23 protein-coding genes are annotated in these 23861 nt (G+C 48.1%); 7 read left to right on the top strand and 16 right to left on the bottom strand.

The features are described from left to right. Nucleotides 1-81: 81 nt before the first annotated feature. Nucleotides 82-1626: a WD40 domain-containing protein gene (locus EL633_RS03910; RefSeq protein WP_161981926.1), complete on the top strand. Its 1545-nt coding sequence runs from the start codon at nt 82-84 to the stop codon at nt 1624-1626. A gap of 23 nt (nt 1627-1649) precedes the next feature. On the opposite strand, the gene EL633_RS03905 is transcribed toward EL633_RS03910, so the two are convergent. Together EL633_RS03905 and EL633_RS03900 are read right to left on the bottom strand one after the other, a co-directional pair. Beyond that, nucleotides 1650-2774, bottom strand: a complete 1125-nt coding sequence (locus EL633_RS03905) for a polyprenyl synthetase family protein (RefSeq protein WP_126625939.1) — start codon at nt 2772-2774, stop codon at nt 1650-1652. A gap of 76 nt (nt 2775-2850) precedes the next feature. Further along, nucleotides 2851-3345: a hypothetical protein gene (locus EL633_RS03900; protein WP_126625938.1), complete on the bottom strand. Its 495-nt coding sequence runs from the start codon at nt 3343-3345 to the stop codon at nt 2851-2853. A gap of 295 nt (nt 3346-3640) precedes the next feature. Between EL633_RS03900 and folP the strand changes: the two genes are divergently transcribed. After that, nucleotides 3641-4549, top strand: a complete 909-nt coding sequence (folP, locus tag EL633_RS03895; protein ID WP_246039077.1) for a dihydropteroate synthase — start codon at nt 3641-3643, stop codon at nt 4547-4549. Between the two features lie 9 nt (nt 4550-4558). Then, the gene (locus EL633_RS03890; RefSeq protein WP_126625937.1) at nt 4559-5983 is read left to right on the top strand and encodes a bifunctional folylpolyglutamate synthase/dihydrofolate synthase; all 1425 of its coding nucleotides are present in this window, start codon (nt 4559-4561) and stop codon (nt 5981-5983) included. Between the two features lie 43 nt (nt 5984-6026). Here EL633_RS03890 and EL633_RS03885 read toward each other — a convergent pair whose 3' ends face one another. Together EL633_RS03885 and EL633_RS03880 are read right to left on the bottom strand one after the other, a co-directional pair. Then, nucleotides 6027-7634 (bottom strand): asparagine synthase-related protein, encoded by a 1608-nt coding sequence (locus tag EL633_RS03885; protein ID WP_126625936.1) that lies wholly within the window; start codon nt 7632-7634, stop codon nt 6027-6029. Between the two features lie 46 nt (nt 7635-7680). Beyond that, nucleotides 7681-7983 (bottom strand): hypothetical protein, encoded by a 303-nt coding sequence (locus EL633_RS03880; protein WP_126625935.1) that lies wholly within the window; start codon nt 7981-7983, stop codon nt 7681-7683. 506 nt (nt 7984-8489) lie between these two features. Here EL633_RS03880 and EL633_RS03875 point away from each other — a divergent pair. Then, a complete protein-coding gene (locus EL633_RS03875; protein ID WP_126625934.1) occupies nt 8490-9554 on the top strand; it encodes a C39 family peptidase in 1065 nt (354 codons plus the stop codon). A gap of 85 nt (nt 9555-9639) precedes the next feature. On the opposite strand, the gene EL633_RS03870 is transcribed toward EL633_RS03875, so the two are convergent. The 3 genes from EL633_RS03870 to EL633_RS03860 all read right to left on the bottom strand — a co-directional run bounded on the left by EL633_RS03870 (nt 9640) and on the right by EL633_RS03860 (nt 11931). After that, the gene (locus EL633_RS03870) at nt 9640-10476 is read right to left on the bottom strand and encodes a PIG-L deacetylase family protein (RefSeq protein ID WP_126625933.1); all 837 of its coding nucleotides are present in this window, start codon (nt 10474-10476) and stop codon (nt 9640-9642) included. Between the two features lie 26 nt (nt 10477-10502). Beyond that, entirely contained in the window at nt 10503-11288 is a 786-nt protein-coding gene (locus tag EL633_RS03865; RefSeq protein ID WP_126625932.1) for a lipoyl protein ligase domain-containing protein, read from the bottom strand. Between the two features lie 193 nt (nt 11289-11481). Beyond that, on the bottom strand, nt 11482-11931 hold the full coding sequence (locus tag EL633_RS03860) for a MerR family transcriptional regulator (protein WP_161981925.1): 450 nt from the start codon (nt 11929-11931) through the stop codon (nt 11482-11484). Nucleotides 11932-12551: 620 nt separating this feature from the next. Here EL633_RS03860 and EL633_RS03855 point away from each other — a divergent pair. The 3 genes from EL633_RS03855 to efp all read left to right on the top strand — a co-directional run bounded on the left by EL633_RS03855 (nt 12552) and on the right by efp (nt 15459). After that, a complete protein-coding gene (locus tag EL633_RS03855) occupies nt 12552-13349 on the top strand; it encodes a hypothetical protein (RefSeq protein ID WP_126625930.1) in 798 nt (265 codons plus the stop codon). Nucleotides 13350-13725: 376 nt separating this feature from the next. After that, nucleotides 13726-14778, top strand: coding sequence for a THUMP domain-containing class I SAM-dependent methyltransferase (locus EL633_RS03850; RefSeq protein ID WP_126625929.1), 1053 nt, complete (start codon nt 13726-13728; stop codon nt 14776-14778). Between the two features lie 111 nt (nt 14779-14889). After that, nucleotides 14890-15459, top strand: a complete 570-nt coding sequence (gene efp, locus EL633_RS03845; RefSeq protein ID WP_126625928.1) for an elongation factor P — start codon at nt 14890-14892, stop codon at nt 15457-15459. 397 nt (nt 15460-15856) lie between these two features. On the opposite strand, the gene EL633_RS03840 is transcribed toward efp, so the two are convergent. The 9 genes from EL633_RS03840 to gltX all read right to left on the bottom strand — a co-directional run bounded on the left by EL633_RS03840 (nt 15857) and on the right by gltX (nt 23838). Next, on the bottom strand, nt 15857-16087 hold the full coding sequence (locus EL633_RS03840; RefSeq protein WP_126625927.1) for a hypothetical protein: 231 nt from the start codon (nt 16085-16087) through the stop codon (nt 15857-15859). A gap of 148 nt (nt 16088-16235) precedes the next feature. Beyond that, complete coding sequence (locus EL633_RS03835; RefSeq protein ID WP_126625926.1) at nt 16236-16664, bottom strand: diacylglycerol kinase family protein; 429 nt, start codon at nt 16662-16664, stop codon at nt 16236-16238. Next, nucleotides 16661-17233, bottom strand: a complete 573-nt coding sequence (gene ybeY, locus EL633_RS03830; protein WP_126625925.1) for an rRNA maturation RNase YbeY — start codon at nt 17231-17233, stop codon at nt 16661-16663. Before ybeY ends, EL633_RS03835 begins: the two co-directional genes overlap by 4 nt. 192 nt (nt 17234-17425) lie before the next feature. Next, a complete protein-coding gene (gene rpsU / locus EL633_RS03825; RefSeq protein ID WP_126625924.1) occupies nt 17426-17608 on the bottom strand; it encodes a 30S ribosomal protein S21 in 183 nt (60 codons plus the stop codon). A gap of 137 nt (nt 17609-17745) precedes the next feature. Further along, the gene (locus EL633_RS03820) at nt 17746-18915 is read right to left on the bottom strand and encodes a lysylphosphatidylglycerol synthase transmembrane domain-containing protein (RefSeq protein ID WP_161981924.1); all 1170 of its coding nucleotides are present in this window, start codon (nt 18913-18915) and stop codon (nt 17746-17748) included. Between the two features lie 577 nt (nt 18916-19492). After that, complete coding sequence (locus tag EL633_RS03815; RefSeq protein WP_126625922.1) at nt 19493-20443, bottom strand: UDP-glucuronic acid decarboxylase family protein; 951 nt, start codon at nt 20441-20443, stop codon at nt 19493-19495. A 315-nt stretch (nt 20444-20758) separates the two neighbouring features. Next, nucleotides 20759-21394 (bottom strand): CPBP family intramembrane glutamic endopeptidase, encoded by a 636-nt coding sequence (locus EL633_RS03810; protein WP_161981923.1) that lies wholly within the window; start codon nt 21392-21394, stop codon nt 20759-20761. A 170-nt stretch (nt 21395-21564) separates the two neighbouring features. Beyond that, on the bottom strand, nt 21565-22221 hold the full coding sequence (locus EL633_RS03805) for a DUF6483 family protein (RefSeq protein WP_126625920.1): 657 nt from the start codon (nt 22219-22221) through the stop codon (nt 21565-21567). A 93-nt stretch (nt 22222-22314) separates the two neighbouring features. Beyond that, nucleotides 22315-23838 carry a glutamate--tRNA ligase gene (gene gltX / locus EL633_RS03800; RefSeq protein WP_126625919.1) on the bottom strand — a complete coding sequence of 508 codons (1524 nt, stop codon included), beginning with the start codon at nt 23836-23838 and terminating at the stop codon, nt 22315-22317. Nucleotides 23839-23861 lie beyond the last annotated feature (23 nt).

Genomic DNA, 23861 nt, shown 5'->3' with positions numbered 1-23861 from the left:
GCCTTTTTTACTCATAAGGGTGAAAAAAGAAGAGCCAACATGATACACTAGAGAAATAGAAAGATGAATAGGAAGATATCTATGCACAAATCTGAGATTTTAATAGAGCAAGATACTTTTGGAGAAGCTCGTCCTGTCGTCGTAGCCATGGAGGTTCCGATATCTGTAGTGCTCCCAAAGTTAGTAGACATATTGCAGCTACCAAAACATGATTTGTTTGGCAACCCATTGGTGTATACATTACGCCATGCGGCCAGTGGCCGTATTCTCCTGACGGATCAGACCCTGACAGCTGCTGGTATTCTTCCTGGTATGCGTTTGATGCTGGATTCTTCCAGTACAGAGAGTCTTTCTGTTCCTATTGCGCCTATCGCTTCTGAAACTGTGATACCAGGACCAGGACCAGGACCGCTGCCGCTGATGGATTCAGCCTTGCACAGTTCTGAGACCATTGCTGATCAGTCACTCTTTGCCACCATTCCCTCTCAGTCGTCTCAAGCACCAATCGATGATAGTGGCACAAAGAAACGCGGTGGTATCTCTCGACGAGCGTTGCTGGCTACTTTGGGGACCCTTGTTGGTGTTGGTGCGGCTGGAGGAGTAGGCTATGCCGCATATCATAATTGGTTTCAAGCCGCGCAGACCCAGCAAAATGCTGGCGTCATGCCCGTAAAGATGCCAGCCCAAAAACCTGCTATGCAAGGAGCCAATCCAACGCTTAAGGTAAATTTGACCTTTACCAAGCATAAACAGCTTGTGCGTAGTATTGCCTGGTCGCCTACGGGAAATACGCTGGCTAGCGGCTCGGATGATACCCAGGTTTTGTTGTGGGATACCATGGGCAACATCCAGCGTATTATTGAGCATCCAGCTGCGATACGTGGTCTGGCCTGGTCACCAGATGGTGCCCAACTAGCAACTGGTGCTAACAACCAGGTAGCATTTTGGGATAGTGCTACTGGTAGACGGCTGGCGTTTTCAACGCAACTCCACAATCAGATGGTGACTGGTCTGGCCTGGGCCACACACAATATGAAGCAACTTGTCTCAGTTGGATCCGACAAGCGGGCTGTTGTCTGGAACACGCAAAATTTTCGCCCGGTACGTACCTATCGAGCACATACAAATCCAATTACAGCTGTTTCGTGGAGCACAGACGGCCAAACCGTGGCAACCGTTTCGGATGCCGGAGCAGTCAGGATCTGGAATGCGGCCACTGGTAAAGACATCCATGGATACTATCAGGATGCGCAAATTCCGATGCGTACACTGGCTTTTGCTGTTGATGGGGCGACCCTGGCGGTAGGCGGAGATGATGGAGTCTTACGTATCTGGAATGCTCTGACATGTGCCAGACACACGGCCTTCTCATGTGTGGATGCCCCCCAACGCCTACAGCTTGTTAAATCTTCTCTACGCGCTGTTGCCTGGTCATCTGACGGCCGCTTCCTTGCGGTTGGCGCCCAGGATGGAACATTTATCGTCTTGCAGGCAAATAAAGGCATGAAACAGATCTTCTCGCAAAAACTCAATGGAGCTATACATGGAATCACCTGGTCCCCCAATGGCAAGCAAGTTGCTACAGCCTTAGGAAACCAGGCGATAATCTGGGATGTTATTGCATAACCAACTTTTAATGCTTAACGCGTTTAAAATGAGTGGGCTGCTGCCTCGATAAACTGAACCATGGTGCGCATGTCGTTGATGGCGCGTGTAGATACAGGGCTATTAACGTAGGGAACGTTGTTCAGTGCTTCGTACGCTGCATCACAATGTTGTTGTAGGAAGGTGCGGCAATATGCTTGTGTCTGGGTGCGTGCGAAAATCGCCAGCACCTGTTCGACTTGCGCACTGGTTACAGGAGCTTCCTGCTGATAAATCGTTTGCAACGTCTGTAAATCCTCGGCATTGGCATTTTCTAATGCATGTAGGATAGGCAGACTTTTTTTGCGTCGATATACATCGCCAGCCTGGGTTTTGCCCAGTTCAGCGGAAGTCGCCCAGACGCCCAGCAGATCATCACGTACCTGGAACGCAATACCGATGGCCTGACCAAAGCTGGCCAGGCGCTGGATCGTGCTTGCATCGCGAGTGCCAATCATCGCACCCATTTCAGCCGAGCAACGCATCAAGGCAGCAGTCTTGCGGCCAATCATATCGATATACATCGAGACAGAAATATCCTGGCGTTGTTCAAAGCTAATATCCAGATATTGCCCTTCCGCGATCTCCAGGACCGTGCGATCGAGGGTCGCGCCCAGGCGGGCTGCGATATCACCTTCCACGCCATGCTCCAAGACTCCCCATAAGGCGTAGCGAGCCAGACCAAACATCCCATCACCCGTATTAATGGCCTGTGGCACGCCCCAGATCTTCCACATGGTGGAGCGATGACGGCGCTCGGTATCTCCATCTTCGATATCATCGTGAATGAGTGTAAAATTATGGGTAAGTTCGACCGAGACCGCTGCCGCGAGGGCGCGTTGCAAGTAGCTATTGTTCTCTATCCCTGTTGTCTCAGTCAGGCCCCAGGCTCCCACCGCCTCATAGGCCAGCAGCAACAAAGTTGGACGTAACAGTTTACCTGGATTACTTCTGGTGGGAGTTAATTCCGCATCTACCCAGCCAAGATGATATTGCATTTGCCCATAATAGGCATCCAGGGCTGCGACCCCAGATGCATCAGCGACCGTCTGAAGCGTTGTCCGTAAAGCGGTATCAATCGAACGCTGGTGTCGGAGCAATGTAGATTGTAGAGTTGTCGATAAGACCATGAATATGACGATACGAGATGGTATAGCGCGTGCTCGCTATTCTCCTCGTCCCCCTTTCTCTCCTCAGTATCTCGATTTATGGATGCAGATAAAAGAAAACCCCTGCGGCTACTGTTCCAACTGCAACCAGGATGCGTGACAGGCCGCGAATGCCGCCAACACGTTTGAATGGTGAGCACATGTCGCAATAGCGATTAATATATTGATAACGATGCCCACGTAATCCTTCGCGTGCAATGACCACATCTTCATCCTTGCTTTGTGTATGGAGGTCATCACAGATATAGCGTCCACAACCATGGCAGTTGGACTGATCGACATAGTGCGTCGTTTTTGAAAGTGACCACTGATCTGGATAGACCTGGGTGCCACAGACGTAACAGACCTGTGTCTGCGCTAATTTCATCTGTCTTTCCGCACAAGGAGAATGTTGTTGCTTGGGGAAATGTTCCTGGCAGAAGCCCATATGGCAATCAGGACAACGTCCAAGTGCCTCTTCATTGCATTCATGACAACGACGAGCGGCATTAACACTACGCTGATAAGCTTTCATCTCAGTGGTGTTCTGCATACTTTTTCTTCTTCCATTGTCGTTATTGGCTGATTGCGATATATAGTCGCAATCGTATCTGTACAATAAGATGTTTAAGAACATGCTATTAGGTAGTATAGCACTGATAGATCTGTGGTTTATAACGAATCAGACGGCTGAGTTGTTGTCAATCTGACTAAAAGACCTATAAATGATGGCTACTTGCGCTAGTACAGTCTTTACTTTTACCTATCGTATTCTGAATGAGAAGATTGAAGTTGGTCTGGTAGTTGCCCGTGAGTTGAGTGACAAGGTATGATGTGGAGTGATTCTCGTGTCTGAACAGAAGGATGGTTTCTTGATGGCATCATTACTAGCAGCTACTTTACCTCCAACCCGCTGGGCTGATTATAGTCTTGAATGGGGCCAATCTACCTATGTGATGGGGATTATCAATGCGACACCCGATTCATTTTCGGGTGATGGTTTACAAACGGATAAAGATGATTGGATACAGCGTGCTGTGTCACAAGCGCAACAGTTTGTGGCTGAAGGCGCAACCTTTATTGATGTTGGTGGGGAGTCGACGCGTCCCCATGCTGAACTGGTTACAGCGACGCAAGAGATCGAGCGGGTGGTGCCTCTGATTCGGGCTTTACGTGCGGCCTTGCCTGCGCAGATTATGATCTCCATCGATACCTATAAAGCTGAGGTAGCTGAGCAGGCATTAGCCGCTGGTGCCAGCATCATCAACGACATCTGGGCGCTCAAGCAAGATCCAGCGATGGCTGAGGTTGCGCGGGCACACGGAGTGCCAGTGGTGTTGATGGCTAATATGCGTGGTTATCAGAAGCATGAGATTGTCAGCGATGTGACACGTTTTTTGTCCTCTGCCATCGATCATGCACTGGCCGCAGGTATTGCCTGGGAACATATTATAATTGATCCTGGTATCGGATTTGGTACCACTCCTGAGGAGAATCTGACCTTGTTACGTCGCCTGGGTGCTTTACAAGCACTGGGACGCCCCATCTTATTGGGAACTTCGCGCAAATCGACTATTGGCCTGATTCTGGGAGGCTTGCCAGCTACAGAGCGGCTAGAGGGTACCGCCGCTACCGTTGCTCTAGGAATTGCGCAAGGAGCCGATATCGTGCGTGTTCATGATGTGCGAGAAATGATGCGAGTTGTGAAGATGAGCGATGCCATTGTACGTGGCACATTCCAGCAACCCCAGGTGTAAAGAGGGAGGATGATGATGGATTATAAAGAAGCCTTAAGCTATATTTATGGTTTTACCGACTACGAACGTAATGGAAAATACACACGTGATCGTAATGAAAATATTTTGCGTGAGGTTGAACTGCTCAAGCGTCTGGGCGATCCCCATTTGCAGTATAGCAATACATTGATTGCCGGCACCAAAGGCAAAGGTTCGACCGCTGCATATATTGAACGTGTCTTGCGTGAGGCGGGCATACGCACCGGTTTATATACCCAACCTGATCTGCACACATTCCGTGAGCGTTCTCAGTGTAATGGTCACCTGATCAGTGAACAAGAGGTAGCTGAACTGGTGCCGGAAATCAAGTCTGCTGTTGAGCAGATTGAGGCCAGTCAGGAGTATGGTCCTTTTATCACCTACGAGATTGGAACGGCCCTGGCACTCCTCTATTTCGCGCGCCAGCATGTACAGCACGCGGTCGTTGAGGTTGGATTAGGTGGACGGCTGGATGCGACCAATGTGACGCATCCCCTTGTTTCCGTGATTACCTCAATCAGTTATGATCATATGAGTATCCTCGGCGATACCCTGGCCAAAATAGCGACTGAAAAGGCTGGTATCATCAAGCCGAATGGCATAGTTGTGACTTCCGCGCAGGCTCCCGAAGCCTTGTTAGCGATCGCAGCGATTGCCCAGCAGCGCAATGCCCGTATGATGCGCATTGGCTCTGTGGGAGTAGATCCGGCTGAAGCGGAAGTTGTGGCGGGCGCCTTGCTGCCATGTAGCTATCGCTATCAGATCCATGAACAAAGTGAGCAAGGGCAGCGTTTCTCGATTCAGACACCAGCTGGAACCTATGCTGATCTATGGACGCCGCTGATTGGTGCGCACCAGGTTGAAAATGCCACGGTTGCGGTTGCGACGCTAGAAGAGCTACTCCAGAAAGGTATCCAATGGGATGAAGCGGCGCTGCGTAAAGGTTTAGCCGCGGTCCATTGGCCCGCGCGTATCCAGGTAGTAGGCCATCAGCCCACTGTTGTGGTTGATGGCGCACACAATGCTGATTCGATGCATAAGCTATTGATTGCGCTGCGCTCAACCTTTGAGCCACATCGTTTGATCTGTGTACTGGGCGTCAATAAAGACAAAGATATAGCGCGGATGTTGCAGGAATTAGCTACCGTCGATACCATTGTGCTCACACAGGCGAATAATCCCCGCGCCATGAAACCGGAAGAGCTACAGGCGTTGATGAGCGCATATGCGCCCGCTGTCTCTGTGCATCTGGCTGATACCTGCGATCAGGCAATAGAGCTTGCCAAGGATCTGGCTGATCCTTCTGACCTGATCTGTGCCACCGGTTCTCTTTATCTGGCAGGAGAAGCTTTACGCTGGGCTGCCGGACATGGTGATACAACCGTGGCTGCTGAGATTGAAGGCATCGATCACTAAATTGTGCGAAAGAGCGCCTCCAAAAAGTAGGGCGCTCTTTTTTTTATACCCACTCCTCGATACCAAACAGCATACAGAACAACTGCGTCGTAAAGATGAAGATCAATGCCTGCTCTGAGGCCTGGTCATCCTGCATACTTTTCTGTAGGGTCTGGACAGCAGTAGAATCAAACAGACCGATATTTTGTATGATGACTGGTGAAAGTACCTGTTCGAGCAGCTCGTTGGCCTCAGGACCACCACCGTGTAGCGATGATGTGGGTAACGTCAGTGGTAGTTTTGCTGGCACTTCTGATAGTCCAGGAATATAACGGTTGATCATCTCTGCAATCTTTTTCCTATAGCTTAGATCATCTTGCAGCGGTCGGGCCAGACCAATCAGTGTTTCCATAATGGGTGGATGTAGATACGGTGAGCGTATCAGCATTTGCTCTTGAAGTGCCAGCTGGTAGAAGGGGTGAACCAGTAGATCTGCAAGGTTTAAATGGAGGTCCAGATAATGCATACCCAGATCGTCGTCTGTATATTGTTGTGCCCGCCGCTGGAGTTTGCGGGCATGTAAAGTCTCTTCCCAGGCTTCACTGGATTGTAGCAATTGTTTCGCGTCCGACGACCAGATGTTCTGCAGTGTCTGGGTGAGATCTGGTTGCGTTAGTTGGCGTTGGGCTGCTAACCGGTTGGATGTTTGGGCCAACGCAACAGGTAAGCGTTTACTGGTTAGTCCCATCAGCGTCTGTGAGCCCAGGCCGCTGAGTACAACCCTGGCACCTGTTTCAGTTGAGACCGTATGTAACAACTGATGGATCGCCAGCGGGCGGCTATCGCGACAAGGAGCCTCAAGTCCAAGGATGGTGGCTTGCCAGAATTCTGGTTGATCTACACCAGTCACTTCCAGTAAAGGGAGCTGATACCTGTCTGAAGTGGTTTGAATGTTGTGCCAGGCAGAGGTGGCGAATGGTTGGTTAGCGCCCAGCGTCGCCAGCGGAAATGCCTGTTGTTTACTCTGGGCAGCCAGGGCCGCAATCAGTAATGCGGCCCTGTCACCGCCTACCAGTGCCACCAGCTGATCATGAGAAGGTAGCATCGCCTGGCAGGATGAGGAGAGCAGGCCCTCTAAGCGTTCAAGGTTTTGTGCCGCCGAGTCAGGCGTCTCCATGACGAAATCGCTGGAGGGGCTGAGTACTACGTTGGTATGTTGCCAGCGTAAAATTGAGCCTGCCGGTACTATATGGATATCTTTAAATGCTGTCCACGGAGCTGGAATTGTACCATAGCGGGTCAGGGCATGTAGAGCCGCTATATGCAGGCGTCTGGGGGCTCCTAATGCGAGTAGCGCTTTTATTTCGCTGGCAAAAAGGAGATTCCCTTCCGCTGGCCAATTCTCAATATAGTATAGGGGATGCAGTCCCGACAGTGGTCTACGATAGACGAGCGTTCGACGTTCAGGCACCCAATCTAATACTGCCGCCTCCTTCTGTTGCTGCATCGCATAGGCCGTATCGGCAAATGCGATCAGGCCCGCACCTGGCTGGATGGTACGGGCCGCTTCACCACCATGGCTGGCCAGGACCTCGCCCATGGCCGTCAGTGTCTGCTCAATCACCTCTTGCGGCACCTGCTCGCCGGTCAACCATCCTGCAAGTACGGGCATCTGCTCCTTGCCTTTCTTTTCGCGATCGTGCGTATGGCCTTGCTAGCTATCGATCTTTGGCCTGACGGGTATTTCCCAGTGGAACATCCGAGCGACGAATCCAGCGCTTTTCGGCGTATACATTTTCAGCATATACATAGGTATCATCGCGATCATAGTATTCATTGGTCAGATCGCACTCGGTCCACTCGGCGGTTGTACCTTCATCTGCCAATTTTTTAATTACGGCTTTGATGATATCAGGACCCTCTGTCCGATCCAGACCAGGAAATTCTTCCTCGGTCACATCGCCATCCAATTCAACTGGCTGTTGCTGTTGCGTTCCACGCAGAATATAGTACACGTACATGGTCATCCCTCTTTTGCTGAATTACTGGTCGAGCATGCAAGCTATATGTAGAAGCTCGTTCATTTTCGCTGCATTGCTTGCTCAATAGAAATAAAACACCTAGATCATATCATGATCCTGATCCTGTGTTAAGACAATATTTTGCGCCTATGTGCAGGAGATAAATGGCTGCGAAAAAGCGTAAGTGCCTGAGTTTATAATGATATATCACCTGATGCGGTAACAATAAGTTTTGTGTTTCCAGCCTGCGCCATCAGATTAAAGTTTTTTAATATAGATAGCTATATTCTATTATGATTTTGCTGGCAAGCGCCTGTTTTGTATGTTATAATAGTAAAGATTTGACTGGCTTAATACCAGGAATGAAGCGGCTTCCCACTTTATAGCTGAGGTGTAGATTACATCCGGGCTACGCAGGTTGGAATGGTAGCAATTGTCATATATAGTTGTAGATGATTATCTTTCATTGTAATCAAGTAGTTTTTTGTATAACAGGGGAGTTGTAAATGATTATTGTCCTGCTGACGCTGTTGGCTATTGCTTTGACGCTAGTAGTTGCAGGATTATTCCTTTCGCCCAGGCCTCAGTCCTCCAACCGCCGCGAAATCTCATATGCATCGCGTAATGAAGCACGCCAGCGGTTATATGGTCGGGCCAGTGGTCAGGGCTATCGTGATGATAAAAGCATCAAGCTTCCACAAAACGCTCGTGTTCAGCGCACAGCTCGTTTACAGCAACCCCAGATACGCTATAACTATGGGGCCTATGACCTCTCAGAGCCTGCGGCGCCAGCAGCAGGTGGCTGGTCGCACTTTTTTTCCTTATTAGATGTCAGACAATTAATCCAACCACGTCAAGGAGAGCCAACTCCCTGGTTAGGCATGTGTTTGATTCTTGTGGCATTGTTTGGCGTTGGCATGATTTCATTGCAGCCATTGCTCTTTGCACGTTCTAGCTCTGTTCAATCCTTCTGGAACGCCATGCCAGACACTTCTACAAGTGACTCCACTACGAAACCAGCGCCAAAGCCCGTCACCAAACCTTCCCAGCCATTATATGCAGGCGTTTCTGGTGCCTCTCAGGCTTTGTTGCGTGTCAATCAGATGTCGCTTGATCAATATTCATCCCAGAGTGAATTTGATCAGTGGGCGGCATCAGCATGTTCGGCTGCGGCCATGACTGAAGTCATTAATTCCTATAATAATAGCCATAAATTCCGTGTTACCGACATCTTAAAAGTCGAGGCGAATTTGCACCAGATCACGCCTGAGAGCGGTTTGTTACAGCCAAGCGGCATCGATATTACCGTTGATAAATTCGGGTTTGATGCCACTCATTTAAACAATCCCCCGCTCGATGATATAGTGAAGATTGCCAATCAAGGACATCCTGTGATCGTAAGTTTCCCCCCGGATCGTGTACCTGGTGGACATATTCTGGTCCTCCGGGGTGGTCAGGGCGATAATGTCTATCTGGCTGACTCTTCGCTGTTAAATCGAACAGTGATGACAAAGCAGAAATTTCTGGCTCTCTGGGGCGGCTTTTCCGTGGTCGTGACCCCTAAAAAATAGCTGAAACGGACCAGTTAAAGACAGAGAAACAGGGCCTGCTCTCAATCGAGAGCAGGCCCTGTTTCTCTGTCTTCAGGTATAGGCGTTACTCTTCACTGCCAGGAAGAGTCGTGGTCTTGGGTGCTGGTGGAATATGCAGTTTCATGCGGCGGAATGATTCTGCATAGCTCATCTCCAGGCCCTTTTTCTCTTTGGCCTCTCTGGCTACGCTGGCGGCCCGCTCACGCATACGCTCAGCCATGCGCTCGGTATCATCTGGATTAAACTGTGAAGCATGGCACATCAAGCCCTGTCCCTTTTTATCAATGCTCTCAGTCACATCCACATAGGTGTTAGTCTGCAGTGTCCCGAAGAAGTATACTTCATGCACGCGATAAGGCTGTAGTCCTTCAGCCAGCAGTTCGCGGAAGGAGCGAGGGTTGCCAGCAAAGGGGAAAATCGAATCAACGACAATATTCCCGGTTGCTCGGTGATCTGGATGGTTCAGATAGCCGGTGGCATCTGGCTTCTCATCAGGATCCGGAGCCATGATATGGGAAGTAGGATCGTGTGTGAAGATAACACGTGGGCGATACTTCCGAATCAGTTTAACCACATTGCGGCGTACATCCTCGGTATTCACCAGGTGACCATCACGATTGCGCAAGAACTCAACGGCTTTTACACCATAGACTTCAGCGGCGGCGCGCTGTTCCTGTTCGCGGAGCAGCATCAACTCTTCATCGCTCTGGCTAGGAATTTCACTACCTTCTGTACCATCGGTCATGACCACCCAGACCACTTTTTTGCCCTGGCTGGCCCATAATGCACACGTAGCGGCAGTGCCAAAATCATTATCATCAGGATGTGCCCCGATAACCATCGCTTCATAATCGGGCTCAGTCAACATCTCGACTGCACCTTCAGCTGTTCGATCTCCCATTGTATAAAAAAGCCTTTCATAGAATATTAAATAAAGGATAGAGGATCAATCACAAAACGCTGACGCTCGTCTGGAATGAGGACACGTTCAAACGCACTGATCACTTCGTTACTAGTGATAACACGTCCGAGTAGTGTATCTAATCCCACCGCACGATCCAGTAAGCCTTTTTGTAGAATTTCTTGTTCCTCTGGCGTATGACCTAATAGATGGGCCAGAAGCTGTGTATCCCATTGCAGGAGTACACCTGCCTGTAGCAAACTTCCCGATCGCCTGCGGATCATATCAAATCCAACTACTTTACGTTGCCCAACCACCACCTCATACGGTGAGAGCGAGCCATAGCAAGCACGGTTCATCAATAATTCATAGTCTCGCGTCTCTGGCTGTTTGCGCAAGGCACGCTGCGCATGAGCCTCGGCTGGTGCTACTACCCGTGTGGCTACTTCGAGTTGTGCTAGAGCGGCAACCCAGGCTTCTCCAAACCAGCGGTATGACTCAACCAGATCTGGCAATTGTAGAGGATGATCAGCGGGCAAGATTACATCTAAGCTAAGCAAAGTTGGACCTACCAGTACCGCAGTCCCACCGGCGCGCCGATGATAAATAGGCAGTGATCCGGCCAACAAGGCAGCAGGATTAATGACCGTTTGCTTTTGTGAAAACCCAAGCACCAGACCGGCAGGTTCGGCGATAGACCAGAAAAGGGTGGCGGGATCACCAGTTTGAACCGTCGATAGTAAGTGTTCACCCTGCTCAATGTGCCGTTGCTGATCTGCAATTGTTAATGGATAGATGAGCCAGTTACTCATAGCGGATTTAATACATCTTCTTTTTGTGTTATCTTAACCATCCTGCTTTGTGAGCCTGTTTTCAGGCAGATCGCAAACCGGACTGGCATTGACAAGGATAATGTAGCAACGCTCCTGATTTTATCACGGACGAGATTTGCTGTCACTGCCTGAAGCATTCAGTTGATTGGAGCATAACAAATGAGCGACACGTTCAGGAATTTTGGAGGATAGAACGTTTGTGGCTATGTTTCTCCAGGCGCAGTATTAATTGTTGACGCATTTGTTCCAGGCCGGTAATTTTTTGTTCGACCAGGGCAAGTTGCTCATGAATTAGCTCATCGGAACGATCCAACTGGGCAATTTTCTCTTGCACATCGGTTTGTTGACGGAAGGCTGTCCTTATCAGTTCGCGTTCATCTTCAACCTGCAAGAACTTGCGGACCTCATTCAATGAAAAGCCCAGCAGTTCACGCAGCGACTTAATGTAGAGGATCCGTTGAATATCATCTTCCGTATAGCGACGATAGTTTCCCTCTGTACGTTCCGCCTGCGGCAGTAATTCCATCTCTTCATAATAGCGCAAGGTACGCTTGGTTAATTGTGTCCTTGTGGCTACCTGTTCAATAGTGTAATAAGCTGATTCAGCTCTATTTTGATCCATTGGGATCTCATCTGAATGCGTCATAATTACGCAAGCCTTCTTCTTCATATGTTATAAACCGCCTTGAAAGCAGTCAACAGCTCGCCTACCCAACACAATCTGCCAGCAAAAAGTTGCATAGGATGTTGCAGATCCATTATCCAGATAATTGTAGCACAACTTTAACGTTTACGTCAATGTTGTGCTTTGATATACCAGGGCTTTTTCATGTTCCTTTTTGGCGCCTGCGGTGCCGGGTTGGGGGAGTGGAGTGTGTGTGGTGCGGCTGCAGCCGCGCACCACACACACTCCACTCCCCCCGAAACAATGTACATCTGATTGCTTGCGAGTGATCTCCCTGCCATCTTTGTGCGAACATGAAAAAGCCCTGTTGATATACCCCTCTAAAAAGTAACGGGCATGCAGCGCAGGCTTATTTTTAGCGGTTCTGCTTAGTGGGAAACGTATGGTAAAATGATGAGTGTAGTAACCTATAAGCCCTCATACTGGCTACCTGGTATATGGAATGCTTATTTGAGAGCATGATATGTCAGGAAATGGTGAGGTACCTATGACGTTGTGCAGGAAATTGAATTGGAACCAGCGTTATTTTCGTTGTTTTGATGCAAGGGATAATTGATATGCACGACACATTATCCTCTCTGGTTGAGAGGGCCGTAACAGGCCATCATCGACCCTTAGAATTTTACCTGCGTGAGCATAGTCGTCTTCCTGGACCGCGCGCCAACCTGGAATTGGCCAATGACCTGGCCTATTTATTAGCGTCTGCTAGCTCTACCCATCCAGATACTGTGCTTTCTCTGATCTATGCTTTTTCCAATGGAAATCGGAAAGCTATGGTTGATAATACGCCATCCGAGTTTGTAATGCTCTGCGGTGTGGTTGCAGCAGGAGCCTGTGCCGCTGTGCGTAGTGAATGGAGAGAGCAAGTTATCGAAATGCTTAGCTACTACGCTTGCAGTACCTCCTGGCGGGTTAGAGAGGCGGTCGCCACAGCTTTCCAGCATCTTTTGACCGCAGATTCAGAGATGATATTGCCGCATCTCTCCCAGTTGGCTGCCAGTGAAAACTTTTTGCAGCAGCGGGCAGCCGTTGCGGCGCTGGCAGAACCGCGTCTTTTATATACCCCAGAACTGGCCGAAAATGCTCTCCAATTGCAGCGCATCGTATTTGAACACATGGCGCACATCCCTATGCCGGAGCGTAAATGTGAAGATTTTCGTACCTTGCGCCGAGCACTCGGCTATACACTCAGTGTCGTTGCCGCAGCCTTGCCAGAGAAAAGCTTCGCCTTTATGTGTGAGTGTGCGCTTTGGAATGATGGTGACATTAATTGGATTTTACGCGAAAATTTGAAAAAGAAGCGCCTGGCAAAATTTTCGCATGAGATTACAAGTGTGATGAACCTTCTCACATAAACATGAGGAATGTTGTCCACATGCATAATGCGACTTAAACACCTGAAGTGCTACGCCTGTGGGCAGAAACGATGGGCGTGGAGGGGGATCGCAGCAGGGATTGCGAGATCAGGTCATCTATGGTATGATGACACGCTGATATATACTATCGTACGTGCCAGGCTTGTGCTCTAGATGGAGGCGTGGCAACTGGCTGTACATTTTTATGGGTAAATCTGGACAGCCACTGCGCTTTTTTCCTCTACCTGATCAATGTCAGGATATGCGCGTTAAAAAATATCCAGGCTCCACACTAATAGACTGTTTGTGGTGTCTGGCAGAGATATATGCTGGCTCTAAATATAGAGCAGAGTAAGCAGCAAGAAATTTGGAATACATGTCAGATCTTTTCTATGCAATGACTATGCCAGGATTGGAAACGCTGGCTTTTAGCGAGATCCGTGCGGCGATCCCCGAGACAGAACTGGTCAAATTTATGCGCGGTATAGCGCTTTTTCGTACAACTACCTCGGCCGAGAATCTGTTGGATTTGCGTACCACTGAAGATGTGTTCGCGAATCTGGCCCACATCAAGGGCCTGCGCCGTGGACAGGACGCTTTACGTGTCTTGCATAGCGCTACTTTAAACGCAGATCTCGCAGGTGCTATCGCCAGTTGGAGACGCGCCCATCATGGTGCGAGGCCACAAACATGGCGAGTGGTGAGCCAGATGTCAGGAACATATGATTTTCGCCGTGTCGATGCCGGTCAGGCTGTGATAGACGCTCTACGCAAAACGATGCCGCGTGGCATACGTCAGGTTGAAGATGACGCAGATTTAGAGATCTGGCTCTGGCTAGGTGGGGGTGACGTGCTGATTGGTTTGCGCCTCAGTGATGCTACCATGCGGCATCGCCCGTATAAACGGGACCACATTCCCGCCTCCTTGCGTCCGACCGTAGCGGCCTCTATGGGCTGGCTCTCCCTTCCGACCGCCGAGGATATTGTATTAGATCCACTCTGCGGAGCGGGAACGATTTTGACTGAGCGTGGCCTGTTAGCGCCATACCAGCAATTACTGGGAGGCGATCTACAAGAGCAAGCCATCAAGATTGCGCGGCGTAATGCTCGTTCAGCCGATGTGGATGCCACTTTGAAAAACTGGGATGCCCGAGCTTTACCGCTTGAAGCATCGAGTGTGACCCGCATTATTACCAATTTGCCCTTTGGTAAGCAGATAGGTTCACGTGAAGAGAACGAAGCGTTGTATACTGCACTAATACAAGAGTTCGATCGTGTGATGGGTCCCGATGGACTGATGGTTTCACTCACTAGTGAAGATCGTTTATGGGATAGAATTCTGCAGGAACATGGTTGGCGTACGCAGAAAAAAGTTGTCTTTGTCGTGCTCGGTCAGCCAGCCAGTATTTTTGTATCTGGACGAGCATAATATCCGTAAGCAAAATTAGAGCCATGAACCATCACCTGAAAGTAGGTGAAGCAGGCGCCTGGCTCGTATAGCTGAAAAAAACTTTGAGTATAGAGAGAGGAGATTACTCCCTTGGCTAATGCATCTACCACTGATTTCCGTAACGGCATGGTGATCCGCTATAACAATGATCTCTGGACAATTACTGAGTTCCACCATGTCAGTCCTGGTAACTGGCGTGCATTTGTACGTACACGCTTGAAAAACCTCAAAAATGGCCGTGTGATTGAGCAACGCTTCCGCGCCGGTGAAGAGGTTGATGAGGTACGTGTTGAGCACCAGAACTGGCAATTTCTCTATGTAGATGGTGATGATTATGTCTTTATGAATACCGCGACATTTGATCAGCAGCCAATCGCCAAAGAGATGTTAGGCGATGCCATCAAGTTTTTGAAAGAGCAAGATGAAGTAGAAATGCTTGTTGATGGCGAAAGTATCATTGCCGTCCAGTTGCCAAACTTCTTGGAGCTTACGGTTGAAAGTGCCGAGCCTGGTGTTCGTGGTGATACTGCCAATAACGTTACCAAGCCAGCAACGTTAGAAAGTGGTGCTGTGGTTAACGTGCCCCTCTTCGTCAATCCTGGTGACCGCATTCGTATCGATACACGTACTGGTCAATATGTTGAGCGCGTGAAGCAATAAAAATTTTGCGTACATAGCGATAATTGAATGTAAGAAATTATTCCGCTTGATGGGCTAGCTGTAGCTAGCCCACTTTTTATGCCTATTGTGATTATATATTGATTGCATTCTTAGCTCGATCTGTACATTTTTCACACTTTGAGCTGAGAAAGATCCTGGATTGTCGTCATTCTGCGAGCTCATTTTTCGGCATTTTTACAAAGTCGAGGTTCGATAGTGTTTATTTTCTACTCCCATCGTGGAGCGTGTAGCTAGGCACACGCGGGCCCTGAAGGGCCCATCCTTTTTTTTAATGTGGGGTCAAAAAGTGTCCTACGAACACTTTTTGACCCCACATTAAACTGTTGGAGCGCTTTAGCGCCCGAGTGCGGCTGTCCGCTGTGATGACCCAGCAAAATCAGCGTTTGTGGGTGATCAGGTCGCGTAAATAGGTAAATATGCCCGGGAAAAAGAAAATAATCAGCATCAGGATCGCGAAGCCGAGTATTGTGGGTATACTTTCGATAAAGGCTTGCCGCCTATATTCGCGAGGACTTCTGAAGATGCGCAACAGAATAATGATTGCGATAACGATGATTACAACGATCCATAAGAGTAGCGCTACGATTGGATTGGAAAGAAAAGACATCCCTATAAACTTCTTTCTATGTTATAAAGGGTGGCCATTGATCATAGAGAGCCATAAAACATCCAGCAAATATTCATCTCCATGATTGTAATTATCAAAGATCTGACCTGGCGTTTTTGCGACTTGAGAAGCAAATACAGTTAGCCCCTTAATGCAAGTGGGAAAACAAATCCCATAGATGAGGTCCGAAAACGCATAGGGCAATGATGATTGATAAAATTGCGTTTGCCAATACGGCTCCGGCCGCTACATCTTTCGCAATTTTTGCCAGGGGATGATAGGTGGGTGAAGCCAGATCCACACAAAGTTCAGCTACAGTATTAAACATCTCAGCGATAAAGACACTGCTAATGGCAATGAAGATTATCGCAAATTCGAGGGCTGAAATACGCAAATAGATACCCAGGAGAATGGCTAGAATAGCGAGTGTCGTGTGTACACGAGCATTGCGCTGGGTCCGTATTGCATACCAGAGTCCTCGAAAAGCGTAACCAAAACCCGCAATAAATTTTGTCAGTTCATTGCCTGACGTCTTCTCATCTAATGAAGGTTCTGGTAAGTCCGTTCGTCGGTTCATGAACGATAAGCCTTTTGTCCCATTGTTTGTAAAACAGCCTGCTGAATACCAACCATGGCTTGATAACCGGCTTCAGTCTGATCGTCATAGCCAATGAGATGCAGTATGCCATGTGAGAAGAGATAAATCATCTCGGTCAGGTAATCGTGGCCAGCAGTCTGTGCCTGGAGTAGAATGGTTGGCCAGGAAATCACGATATCACCTAAATTCATAACCATACCTGGAGGCGTTACGAAAGTTGTGCCCGGCTCTGTGGCTTCAGCTCCCTCTTCTATGCGTGGAGGCCATAACTGATCTTCAGGTGCCTGTACGATTGGTTGCTCCAGTAAGGGGAATGAAAGAACATCGGTTGCTTTATCTTGTTCACGATACTGCTTATTCATATCCCGAATGCCAGCGTCGTCAGTAATCAGCAAGGTGAGCATGACCGGCTGTGTGATGCCTGCAAGCTCTAAAGTACGGGTCACCACATTATCCAGATTGATTGTAGAGAGAGCCTGCTCAACCTGGGTATTTTGTGAGTCATCGTTTAAATTCACATATAACTCAATTGATGGATGCTCTTGCATGAAAAAGATTCCTTAAAAATAGAAGAGAACGTATATGGAGGGCGTAAAAGATAATTTTCGAGGATAAAGGAGCGAGCGGTTGATAAACAAAAAGTGTTACGAGAGACACCATAAATACTGTTTGTGCAGACTTATAGTGTCTCTCAAGCAAGACGTACCAGACGCTTGATCTGAAACCGTTCGCTTTAGCCTTTAGCCTTTGCGAGCAAGTTTACGTAAGCGTGCAGCCGCTTTTCTTTTGCGTTTTATGCTTGGCTTCTCATAGTGTTCACGGCGGCGTGCTTCAGCGAGGATACCGTCCTGCTGAATTTTGCGGTTGAAGCGTTTCAACGCCGTCTCAAACATTTCTCTATCGCCGATTTTTACTTCTGACACCAGATCCCCCCTCTCCTGGCCTGTTTTCAAAGTAGAGATAATTGTGTTCGTATTGTATACCTCTACTTCGTGGACCTGCGCAAAAATTATAGTGTAGGCATTCCAACATGTCAAGGCATATGGCCTTCTGGCCTGACTTACTTTGTGGATCGAGCCGCTTTTTTACTAAAGGCCACAATAAAGACAATAAAGCCAATTACCAGGATACTAAACAGACTGATAATGCGATCAAGGAGAATCGCGGCTGTAGTCTGATTGACCAGATCAGCTCCTGTGTAAAAGAGAGCGATCATAGCAGCCATGCCCCCCTCTACGAGGCCAATACCACCACCAGTAGCTGGAATGACCGTTAGTAACGCCTCTCCTAGCCCTATAAAGATTGAGGCAGCCAGGATATGGAAGATATTGCCACCAATCAGGTTAAGAGCCAGAGCAATAAAAAAGAAGCGCAATGCCTCACAGCCCCAGACGCCAATAGTCAGAACAGCCAATCGTGGTAAGCGCCGGAAAGAGCCAAGCGTCCCTTCCTGGAAGTGGTAATACTGCTCACGAAAACGAGCCGGTACTAGCCGGGCGATCGGTTCGCGAGCCAGCCGTAAGACAAAAAGGCCCACAACTCCAATAGCTACAGCGACCAGGAGAATCTGCATCCCAATGGCAAGTTGCGGAGGCATATTTTGATGCAGACTGATAAGAATAGCTGGAATGAAGAGCAGCAAGAGCACAATCAGGTCCAGTAGGCGTTCTGCCAGCACCGTACCAAAACTACGCGTGGTGGAGACATTAATCTCCTGGCGCAACAAATACGCGCGATAAAGATCACCTAATTTAGCCGGTACCACAACATTTGCGAAAAAAGAGATATAGACGATTTCGACCAGTTTTCGATATTTGGGAAGGTGAATACCATTTTCAGGCTTAAAACCGACATTCTCTAGCAGATATTTCCAGCGGAGAGCCCGCAATCCAAAGGAGAGGTAATAGATGGCAAAGGCCGCCAGAAAGAAGAAGATATTTGCATTCTTTACCGCATTCCAGGTTTTTTGTGGGTTGATGTTAGCCTTTTGAGCCACAAACACCAGAGCGATAATCACAATGACGAGAGGAACCAGTGTACGCCAATTCAGAAGTCGCTTCCCTAACGCGAGTTGTTCACGCGTAATCTCGGCCTCGTGTGTGACCTCTGGCTCAGAATTATCGAGAGGTGTAGTATCTTTCACAGATTTTCCATATGGTGCTTGTTGTTCGCTATTACTATCTACAGCAACCAGGCGGGAGCGCCGGGCTTCATCCTTATCATGAATCAAGACATCCTCCACGTTGTTTGCGATCCTGCATGTGCTCGATTGGTAGCGTCATCATTGACGCTGGTATGTTGGACATTGAGCGTTTGAGCTATACAGGGAGAGATTGAATGTTATTAGATTGGGATTGCGCAAGGTAGAAACGAGCGAATGTGCTTGTGTATACCCTATCTCTACCCAGTATACTGGAGCACCTAAAAAAGATACGGATGAGAGATCGGGAAGGATCCTTAAACGAGGGCGACAAGGGGATAGCGCTTTTGGCTCTTTTTCATATCAAATTTCATTGATAATCTCACTTTCCCATGGCCCTTACTTATTTTTGTGTGTCGCATAGATGTCTATCTATGCGACACACAAAAATAGTGAACTTTGTGCATATACCTATGTATAAGTAGGGAAGGATAAATAAATCAATAAGTGCAGAGGGCATATCATTGATATGTTTACCACTAGAGTCACTTTATCCCCTCAAGGAACATTTCTGCTTATGCCAGCTGCACAGGCTATCTTGTCCTTTGTTAAGTATATTTGTTTTTGCTAACCATGAGACGACGGACCATAAGGAAATGATGCGCTATTAGGAAACTGTTGAGTATTGGGCAATACGCTTGGCAAACCACTCAATCGTTTCACGCAGGCCCTCTTCCATACCAACCTTACGTTGCCAGCCCAGGATTGTTTGAGCTTTCGTTGCATTAGCACGACGGCGTTCGGGATCATCAACACGACTGGTCTCAAACAAGATCTCAGATGACGAGTTGCAGAGGCGAATAATCATCTGTGCATATTCCAGCACGGTATGCTCTTCAGAACTACCCAGATTAAAGACCTCGCCCGTGGTATTTGGGCTAAACATGGCTCGTATCAAGCCATCGACCAGATCACTCACGTAGGTGATACTACGGGTTTTATTGCCATCTCCATAGATCGTAATCGGTTCATTTTTCAGCGCCTGCGTAATAAAGTTAGGGATCATGCGGCCATCTTCAATGGCACTATTTGGACCATACGTATTGAAGATACGTACGATGCGTACATTGGTCTGATACTGTCGATAGTATTCCATAACCAATGTTTCTCCCAGGCGTTTGCTCTCATCATAGCAAGCACGTGGACCAATGGGATTTACATTTCCCCAGTAATCTTCACGTTGTGGATGGACCAGGGGATCACCATAGATCTCTGATGTAGAAGAGATCAGGAAGCGAGCGTTGTTTTTACGTGCCAGTTCCAACATACGGTGGGTGCCAGTACTATTGACCAGAATTGTCTCAATAGGATGTTCAAGGTAGCCAACCGGGCTAGCTGGACTGGCCAGATGGAAGATAACCTCGGCATCATTATCAAATGGTTCGGTTACATCTTGTTTTAAAAATGTGAAATGAGGATGATCAATGAATGCTTGAATGTTTTCAGTTGAGCCAGTAATTAAATTGTCAACACAAAAAACAGTATGTCCTTCATCAAGTAAGCGTGCACAAAGATTGGAGCCAATAAAGCCTGCTCCACCTGTAACTAGGATTTTCAATGAGAACCTCCAGACATAAATAATATCTCTGCTAGATATTTTGTACCTAATGGGTAGACGAATTGTGCATGGTCTGGTAACGAGAATAGCACAAAGGGCTGTTACTCGCTTTTGTCTTCATTGTAATTCCTACGAAAGGATAACAATCGACACCCAGCACGTTTTTTCCTGGTTCAGTTTTATGCTTTAGCACCCATCCACCCAACCATTTGTGGCAACCTGTAGCATCCAATGGTTGGCTTTGGCCCGCCTATTCCTACAATCAATACGGTTTGGTGCTGAAATTCGTCGCAGAATATTTGCACCAAATATATTTTACACTGTTTTTGCTTGTAGATGCTTCCATCTCTGGTAAAGCACCTCGTCGCCCCAACTGAGGAAGCCGCTAGTTGTAAAGCCATGGACAATAATCACTGCCAGCAATGAGTGAGGTCCTGGTAGTAGCAGATAAACCAGGCTGAAGACTACTCCTGCCAATCCAACTCCACCAACGCTCCGCCAGTTCCATTTACCCAGGCGATGATAAAGAGTATACACAATTGTACTAGCTAGCCAGCCCAGGAATAGAGAATGCGTCCACTGTGCAACTGCCGCCAGCATAAAACCACGGAAAAACAATTCTTCAACTGGTCCATTGATGAAGAGATAGAAAATGGTTTGGATACATTGATCCCACGCAGTTGGTTTGCGGAACCAGGGACCAACAATCAGCATGCGATATGTTACCGCGAATGCCGCCATGCCCACACCTACCAGTATACCCACCAGTAGATGAAGTGGGACCGAGGTCAAGGTCAATCCCAAGAATGACAGCGGTAAATGAAAGATTGCAATATATATAAGTGGTACGCAACCCATTGGAATGATACGCATCAGAATATCGGGCCACATCCAACGCCAGGTACTATTTACTGTTGAATAAACTAACTGAGAAGATTTTGCTGATGACACACGATTACCTCTTCTCGGTAAAAAAACGCTTTTTGCTTGTGTTGTTGCCATTGATTATACGAACTTTCTCATCTTTTGGTTTAAGGGATTGTTAAGAGATGTTAAGTAAGTGTAATCAATGAACGTGTTATTTGTCTAGTGCATAGGAAGGGCCTCACATTTTACAAGGGCTATACTTCAAACGCTTTGAGCTGCTCAATGCCTTCATGTATCTCTTCTTGCGAAAAATTGCCCAACTCCAGATCAGTAGAACTTTTCTCCTGTAGGCGCCCATAAAAAGCCCGACCAGCCTCAATCATGCCAGGGGCGGGATGATGTTCCAGATAGTCAAAAAGAATATTCTCGGCCTGTGCATACATGCCTTTTTGTTCATAATAGCGAAAAAGCTTTTGTTCTAAATGTGCTGGCAATTCATAGTCAGCCAACTTCGCGATAAGATTGGCTGCATCTTCGTAAAGATCAGAATCGAAAGCCACATGCTCTTGATGTAATATTTCTAAAAGGATAAAAAGAGATTTTGTGTAGCGATAATAGCTTTCGCGGCTATTATTCAAGGCGCTATAGGCTTCTCCCTCTTCCTTAAGTAAGGATGCGATCCATAAGCTGGATTCCACATTTAGCTTACCGAGGGGCGAGAGACTTTGTAACAAGGTCTCATCTGAGAGGGAATTAATAAAGCGCGAGGTCATGCCTGTATATTTAAGGAGGAGATTATCAATAGCCAGTAACTCATCCTCATGGAGGTTACGTTTGCGTAAGCGCAGCACGATTGAGAGTTCATATCCTATCTGTTCGGCGAGCCGTAAAATATAGTCCTTATTAATCATAAGTGTCCTCAAAGCTGTGGAAAAAAAAGCGATAAGAAGACAGAAGGGCACCCATCATGAGTGCCCTTATTCTACAAACCATAGAGTTACTTACTAAGCAACTTTAGCGATAGCCTTATCAATACGTTGCATACAAACATCACGTCCGAGCACCTCCATCATCTCGAAGAGAGGCGGAGTTGCGGTACGACCGCTGACAGCGCTCCGGATCGTACCAAACAGCTGGCCATTTTTTATACCAAGTGTGGTCACCAATTCACGCAGGCGTGCCTCCAGTACGCTGTGCTCCCAGGTCTCCAGACCAGCCAGGAGTTCACGCGTCTTCACCAGGGCGTCATGGGTGCTTGCAGCATCCATCTTTTTCTGAATGAGAATGTCAAGCCCATAATCAATTTCTTTCTCATAAAAGAAAGAAACGACATAAGAAGCCTCACCTAATGTCTTGAGGCGCTCATGCTCCAGTGCCAACACACGCGTCGTATAGTCGCGATCTAATGGACGTTGCACACTGTCAGGTAGTCCACCCTCAGCCTCGGGACGCTCCATAAAAGGTAGGGTACGCTCTACTAATTGCGCTAAAGTCAGTTTACGGATATAGACGCCATTCATCCAGAGCAACTTATCAGGATCATAGATGCCCGAAGAGATGCCCACTTTCTCCAGTGTGAATGCCTTAATCAGCTCTTCCTTTGTGAAGAGTTCGGTCTGATCATCATATGCCCAACCCAGCATTGCCAGGAAATTGAAGACTGCCTCTGGCAGATAGCCCTCTTTCTTATAATCGGACCAGGATGGGGCATTGCGGCGTTTACTTAGCTTCTTTTTGTCCTTCCCCAGCACATTGGGCACATGGTAGAAGAGAGGAGGCTCCCAGCCAAGCGCCTGATAGAGCTGAACATGGCGTGGGGCACTGGAGATCCACTCTTCACCACGCAGGACATGGGTAATCCCCATCAGATGGTCATCGACCAGATGGGCCAGATGGTAAGGGGCCAGACCATTGGTTTTGAGGATCACGGTGTCATCCAGATCGGTATTTTTAAACACCATGTCGCCATGTAACATATCATGTACTACGGTCTCGCCCTCTAATGGCATGGCAAAGCGCACTGTCCATGACTCACCTGCATCCTCATGGGCGGCTCTCTCTTCAGGAGTCAGATACCGACAGCGTCGGTCATAGCGTGGTGGCAGCTTATTGGCGATCTGCTCTTTACGCATCTCATCCAGGCGCTCAGGTGTGCAATAGCAGTGGTATGCGCGTCCAGCCTCTACCAGCTGATTCGCATACTGCTGATACAAAGCTTTACGCTGTACCTGATAATAAGGGCCGTAAGGACCACCAATCACTGGACCCTCATCGACATCCATGCCCAACCATTCCAGACCATTCACAAAATCTTCAACCGCTCCTTCTACTGTGCGTGCCAGGTCTGTATCCTCAATACGTAAAATGAATTTGCCACCGCTGTGACGGGCATAGAGCCAGCTAAAGAGAGCGGTCCGAAATGCACCAATGTGTAGAAATCCGGTAGGGCTAGGTGCGAAACGCAGGCGAGGAGTGTTGGTACTCGTCGCCTGTAGGTGCCCCTCCGTACGGTTGTCCGTCTGTGTCATACGAAGAATGGTTCTCCTTCACT

Origin of the sequence: Dictyobacter alpinus (assembly GCF_003967575.1) — a bacterium.
Taxonomy (GTDB): Bacteria; Chloroflexota; Ktedonobacteria; order Ktedonobacterales; family Ktedonobacteraceae; genus Dictyobacter; species Dictyobacter alpinus.
This window is presented reverse-complemented; position numbering and strand designations above follow the sequence as displayed.